At 70.0% G+C, this 16,122-nt stretch carries 14 protein-coding genes; 6 read left to right on the top strand and 8 right to left on the bottom strand.

The window, feature by feature from the left end:
• Nucleotides 1–102: 102 nt before the first annotated feature.
• Nucleotides 103–1,737 carry an L-aspartate oxidase gene (locus tag ABL312_RS01990; protein WP_349359702.1) on the top strand — a complete coding sequence of 545 codons (1,635 nt, stop codon included), beginning with the start codon at nt 103–105 and terminating at the stop codon, nt 1,735–1,737.
• Entirely contained in the window at nt 1,734–2,612 is an 879-nt protein-coding gene (gene nadC, locus ABL312_RS01995; RefSeq protein ID WP_349359703.1) for a carboxylating nicotinate-nucleotide diphosphorylase, read from the top strand. The genes ABL312_RS01990 and nadC overlap by 4 nt, the downstream gene beginning before the upstream one ends.
• Nucleotides 2,613–2,618: 6 nt before the next feature.
• Here nadC and ABL312_RS02000 read toward each other — a convergent pair whose 3' ends face one another.
• Nucleotides 2,619–3,557: a LysR family transcriptional regulator gene (locus ABL312_RS02000; protein ID WP_349359704.1), complete on the bottom strand. Its 939-nt coding sequence runs from the start codon at nt 3,555–3,557 to the stop codon at nt 2,619–2,621.
• Nucleotides 3,558–3,657: 100 nt separating this feature from the next.
• On the opposite strand from ABL312_RS02000, the gene ABL312_RS02005 reads away from it, so the two are divergent.
• The 3 genes from ABL312_RS02005 (at nt 3,658) to hyi (ending at nt 6,857) form a co-directional block, all read left to right on the top strand.
• Nucleotides 3,658–4,839 carry a CoA transferase gene (locus tag ABL312_RS02005; RefSeq protein ID WP_349359705.1) on the top strand — a complete coding sequence of 394 codons (1,182 nt, stop codon included), beginning with the start codon at nt 3,658–3,660 and terminating at the stop codon, nt 4,837–4,839.
• A complete protein-coding gene (locus ABL312_RS02010) occupies nt 4,839–5,975 on the top strand; it encodes an acyl-CoA dehydrogenase family protein (RefSeq protein WP_349359706.1) in 1,137 nt (378 codons plus the stop codon). Before ABL312_RS02005 ends, ABL312_RS02010 begins: the two co-directional genes overlap by 1 nt.
• A 93-nt stretch (nt 5,976–6,068) precedes the next feature.
• Nucleotides 6,069–6,857, top strand: coding sequence for a hydroxypyruvate isomerase (gene hyi / locus ABL312_RS02015; protein WP_349359707.1), 789 nt, complete (start codon nt 6,069–6,071; stop codon nt 6,855–6,857).
• Here hyi and ABL312_RS02020 read toward each other — a convergent pair whose 3' ends face one another.
• From ABL312_RS02020 to ABL312_RS02050, 7 genes are all read right to left on the bottom strand, one after another.
• The gene (locus tag ABL312_RS02020) at nt 6,858–8,723 is read right to left on the bottom strand and encodes a GGDEF domain-containing protein (RefSeq protein WP_349359709.1); all 1,866 of its coding nucleotides are present in this window, start codon (nt 8,721–8,723) and stop codon (nt 6,858–6,860) included.
• Nucleotides 8,724–9,100: 377 nt separating this feature from the next.
• A complete protein-coding gene (locus ABL312_RS02025; protein WP_349359710.1) occupies nt 9,101–10,321 on the bottom strand; it encodes a cell wall hydrolase in 1,221 nt (406 codons plus the stop codon).
• Nucleotides 10,322–10,526: 205 nt separating this feature from the next.
• Nucleotides 10,527–11,225 carry an RluA family pseudouridine synthase gene (locus ABL312_RS02030; RefSeq protein ID WP_349359712.1) on the bottom strand — a complete coding sequence of 233 codons (699 nt, stop codon included), beginning with the start codon at nt 11,223–11,225 and terminating at the stop codon, nt 10,527–10,529.
• Nucleotides 11,226–11,274: 49 nt separating this feature from the next.
• Nucleotides 11,275–12,255 carry an NAD regulator gene (locus ABL312_RS02035; protein ID WP_349359713.1) on the bottom strand — a complete coding sequence of 327 codons (981 nt, stop codon included), beginning with the start codon at nt 12,253–12,255 and terminating at the stop codon, nt 11,275–11,277.
• 7 nt (nt 12,256–12,262) lie between these two features.
• Nucleotides 12,263–12,793 (bottom strand): tyrosine protein phosphatase, encoded by a 531-nt coding sequence (locus ABL312_RS02040; RefSeq protein ID WP_349359715.1) that lies wholly within the window; start codon nt 12,791–12,793, stop codon nt 12,263–12,265.
• 66 nt (nt 12,794–12,859) lie between these two features.
• Entirely contained in the window at nt 12,860–13,456 is a 597-nt protein-coding gene (locus ABL312_RS02045) for an HD family hydrolase (RefSeq protein ID WP_349361320.1), read from the bottom strand.
• Nucleotides 13,457–13,552: 96 nt separating this feature from the next.
• The gene (locus ABL312_RS02050; protein WP_349359716.1) at nt 13,553–14,491 is read right to left on the bottom strand and encodes a folate-binding protein; all 939 of its coding nucleotides are present in this window, start codon (nt 14,489–14,491) and stop codon (nt 13,553–13,555) included.
• Nucleotides 14,492–14,729: 238 nt separating this feature from the next.
• Between ABL312_RS02050 and ABL312_RS02055 the strand changes: the two genes are divergently transcribed.
• Nucleotides 14,730–16,064 (top strand): dihydroorotase, encoded by a 1,335-nt coding sequence (locus tag ABL312_RS02055; RefSeq protein ID WP_349359717.1) that lies wholly within the window; start codon nt 14,730–14,732, stop codon nt 16,062–16,064.
• Nucleotides 16,065–16,122 lie beyond the last annotated feature (58 nt).

Genomic DNA, 16,122 nt, shown 5'->3' on the forward strand with positions numbered 1-16,122 from the left:
TGTGACGGTCCGGGCGCGGGACGTCCGCGACAGGCCGCCGGGGGCGTATCCTCTCCCCGCCGCGCCCCGGACGCCGGACCCTTCATCCCGGACCCTCGTTTCATGTCCCTCGCATCCCCCGCAAGCGCTCATATCGACGATGTCGTCATTCTCGGCGGCGGCCTGACCGGCCTGTTCTGCGCGCTCAAGCTCGCGCCGCGCCCGGTCACGGTGCTCTCCGCGGCCCCCATCGGCGAGGGCGCGTCCTCGTCCTGGGCGCAAGGCGGCATCGCGGCCGCCGTCTCCGACGAGGACAGCGCCGCCGCGCATGCCGAAGACACCATCGCCGTGGGCGGCGGGCTTTGCGCGGAAAAGATCGTCCGGCTGATGACCGAGGAGGCGGGCGAGCGCATCCGCGACCTGCTCGGCTACGGCGTTCCCTTCGACACCGATCTGGAAGGCCGGCTCCAGTTGTCGCGCGAGGCGGCGCATTCGGTCAATCGCATCGTGCGGGTCAAGGGCGACATGGCTGGACGCGCGATCATGGATGCGCTGGTGGCGGCGGTGCGCAAGACGCCGTCGATCCGCGTCGTGGAGGGCTATCTCGGCGAGGAACTGCTGCACGAGGGGCGCCTCGTCACCGGTGTGCTGGCGCGCAAGCGCGGCGATCGTCAGCGTCTGGCCTTTCCCGCGCGCGCCGTGGTGCTGGCGGCCGGCGGCGTCGGCCATCTCTATGCGGTGACCACCAACCCGCGCGAGGCGAACGGGCAGGGGCTGGCGATGGCGGCGCGCGCCGGCGCGATCATCGCGGATGCGGAATTCGTGCAGTTTCACCCCACCGCGCTGGATGTCGGGCAGGACCCGGCGCCGCTCGCCTCCGAGGCGCTGCGCGGCGAGGGGGCAACGCTCGTCAACGCCGCCGGCGCCCGCTTCATGGAGGCTGTCGATCCGCTCAAGGAGTTGGCCCCGCGCGATGTGGTCGCCCGCGCCGTCGCCACCGAGATCCGCGAGGGGCGCGGCGCCTTCCTCGATTGCCGCAGGGCCCCGGGCGCGGCCTTCCCGGACAAGTTCCCGACCGTCTTCGCCGCCTGCCGCGCGGCGGGCATCGACCCGACCCGTGAGCCGATCCCGGTCGCGCCGGCGGAGCATTACCACATGGGCGGCGTGCTGACCGACGCCAACGGGCGCACCTCCCTCGACAATCTCTGGGCGGCCGGGGAGGTCGCCTCCAGCGGAGCGCACGGGGCCAACCGGCTGGCGTCCAACTCGCTGCTGGAGACGGTGGTCTTCGCCGCGCGCATCGCCGAGGACATCCAGAACCAGATGCCCAATCCGCGCACCGCCCACTGGCCGGAGCTCGACGACAGCATCCAGGAGGCGACCCGGCGCAACGAGGTGGAGCGCGACGCCATCACCGTGTTGCGCGAGGTCATGAGCGCCCGCGTCGGCGTGGTGCGCGATGCGGACGGGCTCACCGGCGCGCTCGCCGTGATCGACGCGCTGGAAGCCCGCTGCACCCGCCGCTCGATCCGCAACATGATGCTGACCGCCAAGGTGATCGCGGCGGCCGCGCTGTTGCGCCGCGAAAGCCGGGGCGGCCACTGGCGCGTCGATTTCCCGCAAGCGGACCCGGCGTTTGCCCGCCGGTCCTTCCTGACGCTGGGCGACGTGGAGCGCGTGGTGCGCGCGGCCGCCGAGAGTGAGACCGGACGCGCGGCGGTCGCGGCGCGAGGGTTGCGCGAAGGAGACACGTCATGAGCGCCATTGCCAATCGTCCGGTGCTGCCGGCGCTGATGATCGAGGACGCGGTGAAGGCCGCGCTCCTGGAGGACTGGGGCCGGGCCGGCGACATCACCGCCCAGGCGACGCTCGGGCCCGACCTCACCGCGCGGGCGGTGATCGCCGCGCGCCAGCCGGGCGTGCTGGCCGGTCTGGAGATCGCCGCCACCGCCTTCCGGCTGAGCGATCCGGCCATCGCGGTCGAGCCGGTCCTGAGCGACGGCGATGCCGTCGCGCCGGGCAATGTGGCGCTGCGTGTGGAAGGGCCGGCGCGCGCTGTTCTGTCGGCGGAACGCGTGGCGCTCAATTTTCTCGGCCATCTGTCGGGCGTCGCGACGGCGACGCAGGCCTTCGCGTCGCGCATCGCCCACACGAAGACGCGGGTGGTCTGCACCCGCAAGACGACGCCGGGCCTGCGCGCCTTCGAGAAATACGCCGTGCGCTGCGGCGGCGGGGCCAATCACCGCTTCGGTCTCGACGATGCGATCCTGATCAAGGACAACCACATCGCGGTCTCCGGCGGCGTGCGCGCGGCCATCGAGGCCGCGCGGGCCTTCGCCGGGCATCTGGTGAAGGTGGAGGTCGAGGTGGACACGCTGGGGCAATTGCGCGAGGCGCTCGACGCGGGCCCCGACGTGGTGATGCTCGACAACATGGCGCCCGACACCCTGCGCGAGGCGGTCGAAATCGCCGGCGGGCGGGTGCTGCTGGAAGCCTCGGGGGGCGTGACGCTGGACACGGTCGCCGCGATCGCCGAGACGGGCGTCGATCTGGTGTCAGTCGGCTGGATCACCCATTCCGCCCCTGTGCTCGATCTCGGGCTGGATATCGCCCTCGATGGCCTGCCGGGCTGAGCGGCGTCACGTCTCGTTCGCATCCCTTTCCGTCGATTGCTCCGGCGCGCCGAGCATCACCTTGGCGACCTCGGTGAAGGTGTCGGCGACCCAGGTCGCCGGCAGATGCTGCGCGCGCGCCAGCGCCACGCGGTGCGGCGGCAGGCGCTCCTCAAGCTGGAGATGGACCACGTCCCCGCCGTCGTAGGTCTGCCGATAGGGCAGTTCGGTCGCGAGCAAACCGACGCCGAGCCGGTTCGCCACCATCGAGCGCACCATCTCGATCGATCCGGTCTCCAGCGCGATGGTCGGCGACAGGCCCTGCGCCTGAAGGATCGACAGAAAGTAACCGCGGCTTTGCGGCAGGTTCACCAGGATGAGTCGATCGGCGACGAGCCGGGCGAGCGATACCCGCCCGGCCCCGGCAAGCGGGTGGTCCGTCGCCACCAGCGCATAAGGCGGCACCTCGACGAGCGGGGTCAGCGTCACCTCGGTGCCGGCGCCGAAGTCGTAGACCAGAGCCAGATCGATCCGCCCCTCTTCCAGCCAGCGGTGGAGCGTTTCCAGATCCGCCTCGTGCAGGCGCACGCGGGCATTGGGCACCTGCGCGCGAAAGGCCCGGATGAGGCGCGGCACATAGCGCGGCCCGAGCGTCGAGAAGACGCCGAGATCGAGCGTCGGCGGCAGGGTCGTGCCTTCGGCCGCGCCGGCGAGCAGCGCATGGGTCTGCGCCCTGAGACTGCGAAACGCCACCAGCTTCTCCCGGCCGAAGGGCGTCGGCGTCATGCCCTGACCGGCGGCGCGCAGGAAGAGCGGCTGGCCCAGCACCTCTTCCAGCCGCGCCACCGCGAGCGAGACCGAGGGCTGCGACACGTTGAGACGGCGCGCGGCCGCCGCCGTGCTGCCGGTCTCGGCCACGGCGATCACATAGTCGAGCTGGCGGAAGCTCAAGGGTATAGGCAACATCTATTGAGTTTATGACAATACTGTATTTCTGGCTATAGCCCTGCCGTGCCTATCCTCGTCGGATGACTGACCGGACCACGAAGGCGCAAGGAGCGACGGCATGAGCGAGGCGAACGGGGCGAAACCGCTCGACGGGGCGAAACCGCTCGACGGGGTAAGGGTTCTCGATTTCACCCGCGTGCTGGCGGGGCCCTATTGCACGGCGATGCTGGCGGACCTCGGCGCCGACGTGATCAAGATCGAGGGACCGAAGGGCGACGATTACCGCCACATCGGCCCGTTCCGCGACGGCGAGAGCCTCCTGTTCCAGACGGTGAACCGGGGCAAGCGCTCCATCGCGCTCGATCTGAAGGACCCGAAGGCGGTCGCCCGGGTCAAGGCGCTGGCGCGCTCCGCCGACATGGTGGTCGAGAACTTCCGCCCCGGCGTGATGGCGCGCCTCGGGCTTGGCCCCAACGACCTGCGCGCGGTCAACCCGCGCCTCGTCTATGTCAGCGTCTCGGGTTTCGGTCAGACCGGGCCGGACGTGAAGCGGCCGGCCTATGACATCATCGTTCAGGCGCTGTCGGGTCTGATGCATGTCACCGGCGAGCCGGACGGCCCGCCCACCATGATCGGCGAGGCGGTCGGCGATGTGGCCGGCGGGCTTTTCGCCGCCTTCGGCGCCATGGTCGCGCTCTACGACCGGGAACGGACCGGGCAGGGGCGTCACGTGGATCTCGCGCTGTTCGACGCGCTCGTGTCCATGATGCCGACGGCGGCCGCGCGTGTGCTCCTGGCCGGCGACGAGCCGATGCGCACCGGCAACCGCCACGCGTTGTCGGCGCCCTTCGGCACCTATCGCGCGGCGGACGGGCATTTCGCCCTGGCCGTGCTCAACGACCGGCTGTTCGAGGCCTTCGCCCATGTGCTGGGCGACGAGGGCCTGGCCTGCGACCCGCGCTTTGCAAGCGATGCGCTGCGCCGCGAGAACGAGCCGGCGCTGGCCACCCTCATCGAGGGCTGGGCCTCGGACATGACCATGGACCAGGTGGTGGAGCGCCTCGGCGAGGCGGGCATTCCCGCCGCGCCCATTCGCACCGCCGGCGAGGCCTGGCGCTCGGAACAGGTCGTGGCACGCGGGCTGACGCGGGCGGTCGAGGACTCGACGCTCGGCGCGATGTTGCTGCCCGAACAGCCCGTTCATTTCTCCGGTGCGGCGCGCGGCGGTGGCCGCTCCGCCCCCCGGCTCAATCAACATGAAGCCGAGATCCTCGGCGACCTCGATGCGGGAGACGCGTGATGACCCTGACCCTCAACGACGCCGAAACTGCGATTGTCCGCGAGATCGAGAAGTTTTCCGAAAACGTGCTGAAGCCGCAGGCCGCGCGTCTCGACGAGGAAAGCGCCTTCGCCACCTGCCATCTGCCGGCCATGGCCGAGATGGGCCTGATGGGCATGAACCTGCCCGAGGCGCACGGCGGCGTCGCCCTTTCCGGTCCGGCGCTCTACCGGGCGGTGGAACTGATCGCCGGCGCCTGCGGCTCCACCGCGTCGATGCTGACGGCGCATTTCCTGGCGACCGATTCGCTGCTGATCGGCGGCGACGAAGCGCAATGCGCCCGCCTGCTGCCCGATGCGGCCGCCGGCACGAAGCTCGGCGCCTTCGCGTTGACCGAGCCGGAGGCGGGCTCCAACCCCGCCGACATGCGCAGCTTCGCCGTGCCCGAGGGCGACGGCTACCGCCTCAAGGGCTCCAAGTGCTTCATCTCCAACGCCGGCGCGGCCGACTTCCTTGTGGTCTATGCCAAGACCGACCGTGAGGCCGGCGCGCGCGGCGTCAGCGCCTTCATCGTCGAGCCGAAGGTCACCGAGGGCATCGACATCGGACCGTGCGAAAAGACGATGGGTCTGCGCGGCGGACATGTCTTCAGCCTGTCCTTCGACTGTTTCGTGCCGGCGGAAAACCGCCTCGGCGCCGAAGGCTCCGGGTTCCGCACCGCGATGAAGGTGCTCGACAACGGCCGAATCGAGGTCGCCGCGCAGGCGACCGGCATCGCGGCGGCCGCGCTGGAGGCGGCGATCGACTATGCAAAGGAGCGCAAGGTCGGCGGCCATCCGATCGCCGATTTCCAGGGCCTGCAATGGATGCTGGCCGACATGGCGACCGATCTGGCGGCCGCCCGCGCGCTCGGCCACCAGGCGGCGACCCTGCGCGGCAGCGGGCAGCGCTATTCGCAGGAATCCGCGCTGGCCAAGCTCTACGCGAGCGAGGCCGCCTGGCGCATCGCCGACAAGGCGCTGCAGATCCACGGCGGCTACGGCTACACGCGCGACTGGCCGCTGGAGCGCTACCTGCGCGACCTCAGGATCTTCCGCATCTACGAGGGCTCGTCGGAAATCCAGCGCACGATCATCGCCCGCGCGCTGCTCGCCTGAGGCGCGGACGCATCAAACGGTTCGGCGGGCCGGGTTGCACCCGCCCGCCGCGGCGCTATGCTTTTCGGCGTCAGTCATTTGCGTGGGGGCGCCATGCCGAGATTTGCCGCCAACCTGAGCATGCTCTTCACCGAACGCCCCTTTCTCGAGCGCTTCGCGGCCGCCGCCGAGGCCGGTTTCGAGGGCGTCGAGTTCCTGTTTCCCTATGACCACGAGATGGCCGACCTGGTGGCGGCGCGTGACGCGGCGGGGGTCGAACAGGTGCTGCACAATCTTCCCCCCGGCGACTGGGAGGCGGGCGAGCGCGGCATCGCGATCCTGCCCGACCGGGTGGAGGAGTTTCGCGACGGGGTGGAGACGGCGCTGCGCTACGCGAGCGTGCTCGGCTGCAGGCAGCTCAACTGTCTGGCCGGCATCACACCGGAGGACGCCGACCCTCTGGAACTGGAGGCGACCTTCGTCGCGAACCTGCGCTATGCCGCCGAGCGGCTCGGCGAGGTCGGCATCCGCCTGTTGATCGAGCCGATCAACACCCGCGACATGCCGGGATTCTATCTCTCCACCTCCGCTCAGGCGCTGGCGGTGATGGACGCGGTCGGTTCGGACAATCTCTTCCTGCAATACGACATCTATCACATGCAGGTGATGGAGGGGGATATCGCCGCGCGCCTCGGCGCGCTGCTGCCGCGCATCGCGCATGTCCAGTTCGCCGACACGCCGGGCCGGCACGAGCCGGGCACGGGCGAATTGAACTTCCCCTTTCTCTTCGCCTATCTCGACCGCATCGGCTACGCGGGATGGGCAAGCGCGGAGTATCGCCCGCGCGGGGGCACGGACGAAAGCCTCGCCTGGCTTGCGGCGGCGCGCGCCGGGAGCCCGTGATCAGACCACGGTCAGCGACGGCTGCAGCGGCGTCACCGGCGTGGCGACGGGATCTGGAAGCCCGTCCGCGCTGCCGAAGGTGCCGAGCGCAAGGCCGCTGTCGGCGGTCTTGGCCTGTTTCTTGAGGCGGGCGATGTGGTTGCTCAGCAGGTCGAGGTTGTCGATCGACAATCCCTTGGGGATATGCAGCACCGCGATGGAGCAGGTCAGCAGCGGGTAGCGCATGGGCCGGCCCGCGCGATCCTCGGCGACGATATAGCCCTGCCTGCGGTGGTCCGCCTGATACAGGCTTTCCACCTGCCGGGCGAACTCCGCGCGCAGGTCCCGCATCAGCATTTCGAGGCGATCCGGCGTCCATTCCGCGAGGCCGACGAAGAAGTCGTCGCCGCCGATGTGGCCCACGAAATTTCGCGAGGTGTCGAGCCGGCGCTTCAGCAGGTCCGACATCATCATCAGCGCCCGGTCGCCGATGCGGAAGCCGTAAGCGTCGTTGAAGGGCTTGAAGTTGTCGAAGTCGAGATAGCAGAAGGCGCGCTCGACATCGGAGCGGCCGCAGGCCTGCGTGACGTGATCGGAGATCGCGGCGTTGCCCGGCAGCTTGGAGAGCGGGTTCTGGTCCTGCGCGATCCGGAGCCGCGCCTCGTTCGACAGCTTGAGCAGCGCGTTGGGCAGCAGGCATCCGAGGTAGCGCCCGCCGTCGGTGATGACGACACCGTCGCTCAGCTCCTCGCTGGCGATGTCGATCAGGCGGGCGACGGGCGCGTTCACGTCGGCGATCGCGCAGGGGCGGACGAACCGCTTGAGATGATTGTCGATGGTCGGATTGATCAGCAGATCGCGGCCGTAGGACAGATAGAGAAAGGACTTGAGATCGGACTCGCGGATGATGCCGCGCGGCTCGTCGCGGGCGTCGAGCACGGGCAGGATCGACTGCGTCGGATTGGCGCGGAAGATCTCCAGCGCCTCCGCGACGTCGGCCGACTGACGGATCGGGGTGAGCGTCACGGTCTCGCGCTTGAGCAGATCCGCATCCTCGCCCCGGCGCGACGTGCTGCGTTGCGCAAGCTCGGTGATCTCGGAGTAGCAGGTACGCGCGTCGCCCGGGTCCGTGAAGGGCCGCGCGACGAGATAGCCCTGCACCAGGTCGCAGCCGACGTCGCGACAGGCGCGCAGCTCCGAGGGCGTCTCCACCCCTTCGGCCACGACCTGAATGCCGAGCACATGCGCCAGATCGACGACGCTCGAGACGAAGAGACGCTTGCGGGCGTCCTTCTCCAGGGCGGTGATGAAGAAGCGGTCGATCTTCAGCACGCCCGGATCGTACTGGTAGAGCAGGCGCAACTGGGAATGGCCCTGACCGAAATCGGCGATGGCGAAGCTGAAGTCGGCGTCGCGGGCGGCGGCGACGACCGTGTGCAGACGCTCTTCAGAGGCGCGTGCGTCGAGCTCCGGGATCTCGAGACAGAAATTGCGGGGCGACAGGTCGTGCTCGCGCGCCGCATGGAGGATCGGGGCGAGGGGATCGCGCGCCAGCGACAGGGTACGAATGTCGATGTTGAGGAACAGCCGCGTTTTCGTCGCATCCGCGAGCCGCGCGAACTTGGCGATGGCCTTGCGATGCAGCAGCGCCTCCAGATGCGGCAGGCAGGCGATCTCCGCGGCGAAGTCGAAGATCTCGCAGGGTCTGGAGAAGTCGAGCGCCTCCACCCCGCGCAGCAGTGCTTCGTAGCCCTGCACCGTGCCGTCGCGGATGTCGACGATGGGCTGAAGGGCATAATCGAGCGACGCCTCGAGACGCGCCAGAAACAGGCTCGTGTTGCGATTGGACCGCCACGCCTGGGTCAGCATGTCGATGTCAGTGCTCATCCAAAGTCCCTCATGCGGGAGGCGTGAGCGTCGGCGGGGAAACCCCGACGTTTCGGTACGCTGCCACACGTCGCCGCGAAACGGATATCAGGCCGCAATGTCATGTCATCGAAGTTCGAAGGAAACGCCTCCGACTTCGGTCGAATTTTAAACACGTCCCACACCCGGCGGATCGCCGGGCCCGGCCACGCAAAAGCTGCTCGCTCCGAGCGCGCGAACACTAGACGCGACCGGTTAAACCTATGTTTCCCTGAAAGCGATTCGCACGCGCCGATCCGCCCGCGCGGCAAAAATCCGCGTGCGACGGGGGAAATCGGCGAACTGCGGGGACGACGGCGACCCGGCGCTTGCACGAGTCGCCCGGGCGTGCTGGGCCGTCAGCTCCAGCCGCCGCGCAGCGTCTGATAGAAGATGTGCTGGCCGATGCGCTCCAGGCGCTTCATCGAGCGCGCCCAGCGCGGGCTGACGTAGGTCGCGTGATAGTGGGTCGAGGCGCCCACGGCTTCCAGATAGCGCTTGCCGGACACCGTCTCCCGGGCCACCTTCTGCGCCGTCTCCCACTGCGGCTTCTCGGTGATGCGGTCGCGGATGCGGTCGCAGGCGAAGGAGAACTGGCAGCGGTTGTAGAGGTGGCGGTTCTGATAGACGACCTTGCAGATGGTGTTCGGATAGGCCGGGTTGCGCACCCGGTTGAGCACGACCTGGGCAACGGCGACCTGGCCGTTGAGCGGCTCGCCGCGGGCCTCGAAATAGACCGCCTCGGCAAGGCAGCGCTGCTCCTTGGCGGTGATCACGTTTGCTGGCAGCGGCGCGGTGGCCCACCAGAAGGGATCGCCCTCGCGCTTGGCCTCGCGGGAGAGCTCCTCCTTGATCGCATTGCCGCCGAGCAGCGCCTCGAAGGGCGCGCGCACGTCGTCGAGCTGGTCCGGCGCATAGGCCGAGGCGAGCGACATGCTGGTGGCGGCCGCGTTGCGGGCAACCGCCATCCGCGTCAGATCGAGCGGCGAGGCGAGGCCCTTCTCCTTGGCCTTGGCGATCATCGCGGCCGTGCCTTCCGGCATCTGCGGACGCACGAAGGCGACGCGCGGCAGCGCGGAGGCGTCGCGCGCGCCGATCAGGCTGTTCATGGCGTAGACCGAGCCGGCGGCGACGCCGACCATCTGCCGGTCGGGGGCGAGCGACACGAAGCGGTCCCCCTTGGCGGCGCGGTTGACCGGGGTTTCGGCCGGCAATGTGTCGGGCTTGGCGTCCTTGACGAGCGATTCCAGGCCGCGCACCACCGCCGGGTCCGTGCCGGGCGCGGCGTTGGTCACGGCATAATCGGGCGTGTCGCCGCCGGTGGCGCGCGACGCGTCGGCGAGCACCAGGCTCGGCGCCACGCTGGTCGCATGCGGCGCGGCCTCGATGGCGGACATCCAGCGCGGGGCATCGCCGCGCGTCGCCTCGATCAGCGCGGTCGTGTCCTGCTCGGCGATCGTCCCGGCAAAGGTCAGATAGAGCGCCGGCGCCAGAAGGGCCGCACGGCGGGCGCTGCGCGAGAGGCGGCGCCGCGGGCGGCGGCCTGCACGAGGGGGGGCGGTCTCAACCGTGCCAGTCATACGCGGCAACTCCGGTCCTGTCGAAACATCGGGTGCGCGGTAAAACCGGCGCCATCCGTAGACCTATCGTCGTCGTTTAACCTTGAAAGAGAGTTAATGCCTGCGCGAAACCGCCGAATGGCGCGGTTTTACCCGTTGCGGACGGGCGACCATGGTTAATCCGTCCGTTCAAATGCGGGTTAAGCGGTTGGTTGGCGTCGTTTTTCTAGAACGGGCAGGGCGCGTCGAAGATCAGCCGCCGGCCGCCGTCCGGATGCCGCAAGACGAGCCGCGCCGCGTGCAACTGCAGGCGGGGGGCGGCCGCCAGCGCGTCCGCCGGGGCATAGAGCGGATCGCCGAGGATCGGGTGGCCCAGCGACAGCATGTGCACCCTGAGCTGATGCGAGCGCCCCGTGTGGGGCGCAAGACGCACCCTTGTGGTGTCGCCGTCGCGCGACAGCACCGCCCAGTCGGTGCGCGCCGCCCGGCCGGCGTCGTGGTCGACGATCTGGCGCGGGCGGTTCGGCCAGTCGCAGCGCAGCGGCCGGTTGACGATGCCCGCCTCCGCCGCCATGCGGCCCCACACCCGCGCGACGTAGCTCTTTTCCACGTGCCGGCGTTCGAATTGCAGCCCGAGGTGGCGGTGCGCGGCGGCCGTCCTCGCCAGCACGATCACGCCCGAGGTGTCCATGTCGAGGCGATGCACGATGCGCGCGCCGGGAAAACGCGCCGCGGCGCGGGCGGCAAGACAATCGGCATGGGTCTCCGCCTTGCCCGGCACGCTGAGAAGCCCGCTCGGCTTGTCGAGCACCAGAATGTCGTCGTCCCCGTGCAGCACCGTGAGATAGGGCTCGCGCGGCGGATCGTAGGGGCGCGGGGCCGGCGGCGTGTCGACCGGGGCCGAGGTGGTGGGGTGTGCGGACATGGCGCTGACTATGCCGATCCCCGCGCGCTTGCCAAGGCGTGGCGTGCTCTCACCGTCCGCCGACGCGCAGGCCGAGGGTGGGGCGCTCCTTCAACACGTCGCGGCGGAAGCGGAACAGGGCGGCCGGACGCCCGCCGGTGGCGGTGGAGGTTTCTCCCGTCGCCTCCACCAGATCGCCCTTCTCGACCAGCCTGCGGAAGTTCTGCTTGTGCAGATGCCGTCCGGAAATCGCCTCGACGCAGCGTTGCAGGTCGGTGAGCGTGAAGGTCGGCGGCATCAGTTCGAAGACGACCGGGCGGTACTTGAGCTTGGCGCGCAGCCGCGAGATGGCGGTGGCGAGGATGCGGCGGTGGTCGTAATGCATCGCAAGGCCGAGCCCGGGCAGGCAGTCGCGTTCGAGCGCGGCGGGGCGCCCGTCCCGGCGCGCCTCCTCCACCAGACCGGCCTCGTAGAGAAGCTCGTAGCGGTCGAGCACCTTTTCCTCGTCCCAGCCGGCCCCCTCCTCGTCGAGCCCTTGCAGGTTGAACGCCTGACGCACCCGGTCCTCGCGCGATTGCGCGCGCGGCGGGCTGCCGGCCGGCACCGGCGCGCGCATCCATGCGGAAAGTGCGGGCATGATCTCGGCGGCGACCACGTCCGGTACCCCGGCGCGCCAGTCTTCCCAGGGAAAGAAACTGTACCAGGAGCGCCAGCGGGCATTCTGCTGGGCAAGTGCCGCATCGGATCGCGCGGTCTGGCGGGCGAGCGCCAGATAGCCGACGGAGACGACATGCGGTCCGTCGTCGGAATGGATGTGGTGGCGGCCCCGGTCGCCGAAGGTGTAGAGCTGCTCGACATAGCCCAGACGCAGGGCGGTCTGTTCCTCCACCCATTCGCGCAGGCCGATCTCGAAGGTGCGGTGCCGCGTCGGATCGAAGGGGCCGAAGGGCAGGGCGGGAGGCACGCCGCCGCCGGGCGGTGCGATGGTCAGCACCTGCGGGTGCGGATCGGCCACCGCGACGATGACCGCGTTGAGGCCGATCTCGATCATCGCCCGCTCAGGGGCGCATCGGCGCGCGCCGCGCACCGAGGTCGAAGGCGAAGGGCGCGCCCTCATAGGCATCCGCCCCCCGGCCGATGGCCTGGATGGCCGTGCGCATCCGCCCGTCGCGCGCGAGCAGCCCGTCGGCCAGCGCGACGAGGCGCGGGTTCGGCGTCGCCGAGGGCGAGGCCTTGCGCAGCCGCGCGGCATGTGCCTCCTCCGGCGTGTCCGGATCCAGCGCGCAGGCGGTGATATAGGCCGCGGCCGTGGAGCGGCTGATGCCGGCGAAACAATGGATCACCAGCGGCGCCGAGAGGTTCCAGGCGGTCACATAGTCGAGAAGCTGGCGCACGTGCTCCTCGCCCGGCGGGGTCAGACCCTCCGCCGGCGCCGTGATGTCGTTGAAGGCGAGGAACAGATGATCCCGCTCCGCGATCTGCGGCGGGCGCGGCACCTCGGTGCCCGCGCTGATGAGGGTGATGAGATGGCGCGCGCCTGTGCGCTCCACGGTCGCGCCCAGATGCGCCAGCGAGCATACGGTGATCATCGGGTCTCCTCGGGCTGCCCCCAGCGAAGGCGGACGGGTACCATGTAGGGCGCGCGGGCGTGCATGTCAGCGTGTTTTCGCCCGATCCCGCGCGGCTTCAAGCTCCCCGAACCGGTGCAGGAAGGCGGCCTGGGCCTGCGAGGCGGGGGAGGCGGTCAGTCCCAGGCGCGGACCCGTTCCGTCCGGATCGGGGAAGCCGCGCGGCCGGCCGAAGATGCGGGCGGCTTCCTTCGCCTCGAAGCCGGCCAGTTCCACCGCCTCGAAATAGGCGGCGATGGTGTCGGCGCGCTTGGTCAGCGTCTTCAGGCGGACGGACATGGCGGCGGGCAGCGCGAAGCGCAGATGGATCGCGCCCTGCAGCCGCTCCTCGATCTCCTTGTAGCTGCCGCCCATCACCGCCTTGAACGGCGAGATCATGTCGCCGATCACATATTCGGGCGCGTCGTGCAGCAGCACGGCGAGACAGGCCTCGGGCGTCAGATCGGGGTGCAGGTCGCGGGCAAGCCGCTCCACCAGCAGCGAATGTTCGGCGACCGAATAGGCGTGCTCGCCCACGGTTTGCCCGTTCCAGCGCGCGACCCGGGCGAGTCCGTGCGCGATGTCCTCGATCTCCACGTCGAGCGGCGAGGGGTCGAGCAGGTCGAGCCGCCGGCCGGACAGCATGCGCTGCCAGGCGCGCGGCGCACTTCGCGGCTTGGCGGGCGGCCTGGCGGGCGGCGTGGAGCGCGGCTTGGATCGGGCCGTTGCCATCGGTGTATCTCAGCTCGCGTCCGGGGCGGTCGCGTCGGACGGCCAGGTGAAACGGGCCCAGTCGGGGAGCTCGGCCGTCAGGGCCACGCCGTCGGCGGTCACCGCGTCGCCCCTGGCGCGTGCGGAGGCGATGCGGTCGAGCCGCACCAGCGCCAGCCCCCGGGTGCCGTCGACGGTTCCCAGCGTGCCGGCCGGTTTCGCTCCGGCGAGGATTTCGGTTCCCGGCGCGGGCAGGGCCACGTCGCCCGTGACCTGGATGACGCGCCGGCGCGCGGTGCCGCGATGCTGCATGCGGCTGACGACTTCCTGCCCGACGAAGCAGCCCTTGTCGAAGGCGACGCCGTGAAGATCGTCCATGTCCGCGTCATGGGGGAAGCTGTCGCCAAGCGCGAAGTCCACCGGCGACTCGGGCAGGCCGAGCGCGACCCGGCGCGCGTGATAGGCGCTCGCGTGGCCCCAGGCGAAGCCGGCGGGCGGCGTGTCGCCGGCGAAGGCACCGGCGGGGGCGAGAATGCGCAGGCCGAAGGCGGCGAGCCGGGGATCGGGGCAGGCGCGGCCGGGCAGGGCGTCGTCCCAGGGCGCGCCCCAGGCGGCGAGCACGGCTGTTCCTTCGCTCACATCCGCGATCGCGACCTTGGAGCGCAGCTTGTAGAAGGTGAGGCGCTTGGCCAGATCGGCGGCGACGTCGGCGGCCACGTCGAGGAGATAGGCGGCCCCCCCGTCCTCGTCCGGCGCATCGGCGAAGACGAGAAAATCGAACAGGATCTTGCCCTGCGGCGTCAGCAGCGCGCCGTAGCCGGCGCCTGTGCGGTCGATCGCCTCGAAATCGCAGGTCAGCAGGTTCTGCAGAAAACCGTGGGCCTCCGGGCCCGCCACGCGCAGCACCGCGCGGTCGCTCAGCCGCACCGCCGTGCCCGTCGTTGCTGTGTCGCCCGTCGCGTCGTGCATGCTCCCCTCCGCTCATCGTGTCCCGTGCGAGATAAGCCGGAACGCGCGTGCCAACAAGGGGCGGCTGCGCATGGGCGAGGGACGCTTGAGGCGCGCAGGCGTGCTCTGCGCCCCATTCTCCGGGAAAAGCGGGCCAATGCGCCCGCCTGTGGATGACGCGCGGGCTTCCAGTCATTATGTGTCATGCCGCCGGGCGGCGTCCCCGCCCGGCGGTCCCCGCGCGAACAAGGAGCTTTCGATGCCCGATACGTTTGATCTCGTCCTGAAAAACGCAACCGTCGTCAATCACGATGGCGAGGGCCTGCGCGACGTCGCGGTGCGCGACGGGCGGATCGTCGGGCTCGGCCGGTTCGAGGCGGCGAGCGCCGGGCGCGTGATCGATTGCACGGGCCTGCATGTGCTGCCCGGCGTCATCGACACGCAGGTGCATTTCCGCGAGCCGGGGCTGGAGCACAAGGAAGATCTGGAATCGGGCGCGCGTGCGGCCGTGATGGGCGGCGTGACGAGCGTCTTCGAGATGCCGAACACCAATCCGCTGACCACCAGCGAGGCGGCGCTCGCCGACAAGATCGCGCGGGCGACGAACCGCATGCATTGCGACTTCGCCTTCTGGGTCGGCGGCACGCGCGAGAACGCGGACCACGTCGGGGAGCTGGAGCGGTTGCCGGGCGCGGCCGGCATCAAGGTGTTCATGGGATCCTCGACCGGCGATCTGCTGGTCGAGGACGACGAGGGCGTGTGCCGGATCCTCTCCAACACACGCCGGCGCGCGGCCTTCCACAGCGAGGACGAGTACCGGCTGCGCGATCGCATGGGCGAGCGCGTGGAAGGCGATCCGCGCTCGCATCCGGTCTGGCGCGACGTGCAGGCCGCCCTGCAGTCGACCGAGCGGCTGGTGCGCATCGCGCGCAAGGTCGGCGCGCGCATCCACATCCTGCATCTGTCCACGGCGGAAGAGGTCGACTATCTGATCGCCCACAAGGACGTCGCCTCCATCGAGGTGACGCCGCATCACCTGACGCTGACCGACGAGGCCTATGCGCGCCTCGGCTCGCTGGTGCAGATGAACCCGCCGGTGCGCGATCCGCGCCACGCCGAGCGCCTGTGGTGGGGGCTCGAACAGGGCGTGCTCGACATCTTCGGCTCCGACCACGCGCCGCACCTTCTGGAAGAAAAGCAGAAGCCCTATCCGGCTTCGCCCTCGGGCATGACCGGGGTGCAAACGCTGGTTCCGATCATGCTCGATCACGTCAACGCCGGGCGCCTGTCGCTCGCCCGCTTCGTCGACATGACCTCGCACGGGCCGCAGCGGCTGTTCGGCATCGCGCGCAAGGGCCGCATCGCGGTCGGCTACGACGCCGATTTCACCGTGGTCGACATGAAGCGCAAGGAGACGATCCGCAACGACTGGATCGCCTCCAAATGCGGCTGGACGCCCTATGACGGCAAGGAGGTCACCGGCTGGCCGGTCGGCACCATCGTGCGCGGACGTCAGGTGATGTGGGACGGCGAGTTGGTCACCCCGTCGAACGGCCGGCCGGTGCTCTTTCACGAGGCCCTGCCGCGCGACTGACGAGGTCTGACCCGTTCGGCGCGCCGCTTCGCGGGGAAGCTTGCTGCGGCGCGCCGGT

The sequence above is a fragment of the Stappia sp. genome (assembly GCF_040110915.1).
Lineage (GTDB): Bacteria > Pseudomonadota > Alphaproteobacteria > Rhizobiales > Stappiaceae > Stappia.

Coding starts and splice junctions, on each gene's coding strand:
- ABL312_RS01990 (WP_349359702.1), top strand. CDS start 103: ATGTCCCTCGCATCCCCCGCAAGCGCTCATATCGACGATGTCGTCATT.
- nadC (WP_349359703.1), top strand. CDS start 1,734: ATGAGCGCCATTGCCAATCGTCCGGTGCTGCCGGCGCTGATGATCGAG.
- ABL312_RS02000 (WP_349359704.1), bottom strand. CDS start 3,557: ATGTTGCCTATACCCTTGAGCTTCCGCCAGCTCGACTATGTGATCGCC.
- ABL312_RS02005 (WP_349359705.1), top strand. CDS start 3,658: ATGAGCGAGGCGAACGGGGCGAAACCGCTCGACGGGGCGAAACCGCTC.
- ABL312_RS02010 (WP_349359706.1), top strand. CDS start 4,839: ATGACCCTGACCCTCAACGACGCCGAAACTGCGATTGTCCGCGAGATC.
- hyi (WP_349359707.1), top strand. CDS start 6,069: ATGCCGAGATTTGCCGCCAACCTGAGCATGCTCTTCACCGAACGCCCC.
- ABL312_RS02020 (WP_349359709.1), bottom strand. CDS start 8,723: ATGAGCACTGACATCGACATGCTGACCCAGGCGTGGCGGTCCAATCGC.
- ABL312_RS02025 (WP_349359710.1), bottom strand. CDS start 10,321: ATGACTGGCACGGTTGAGACCGCCCCCCCTCGTGCAGGCCGCCGCCCG.
- ABL312_RS02030 (WP_349359712.1), bottom strand. CDS start 11,225: ATGTCCGCACACCCCACCACCTCGGCCCCGGTCGACACGCCGCCGGCC.
- ABL312_RS02035 (WP_349359713.1), bottom strand. CDS start 12,255: ATGATCGAGATCGGCCTCAACGCGGTCATCGTCGCGGTGGCCGATCCG.
- ABL312_RS02040 (WP_349359715.1), bottom strand. CDS start 12,793: ATGATCACCGTATGCTCGCTGGCGCATCTGGGCGCGACCGTGGAGCGC.
- ABL312_RS02045 (WP_349361320.1), bottom strand. CDS start 13,456: ATGCTGTCCGGCCGGCGGCTCGACCTGCTCGACCCCTCGCCGCTCGAC.
- ABL312_RS02050 (WP_349359716.1), bottom strand. CDS start 14,491: ATGCACGACGCGACGGGCGACACAGCAACGACGGGCACGGCGGTGCGG.
- ABL312_RS02055 (WP_349359717.1), top strand. CDS start 14,730: ATGCCCGATACGTTTGATCTCGTCCTGAAAAACGCAACCGTCGTCAAT.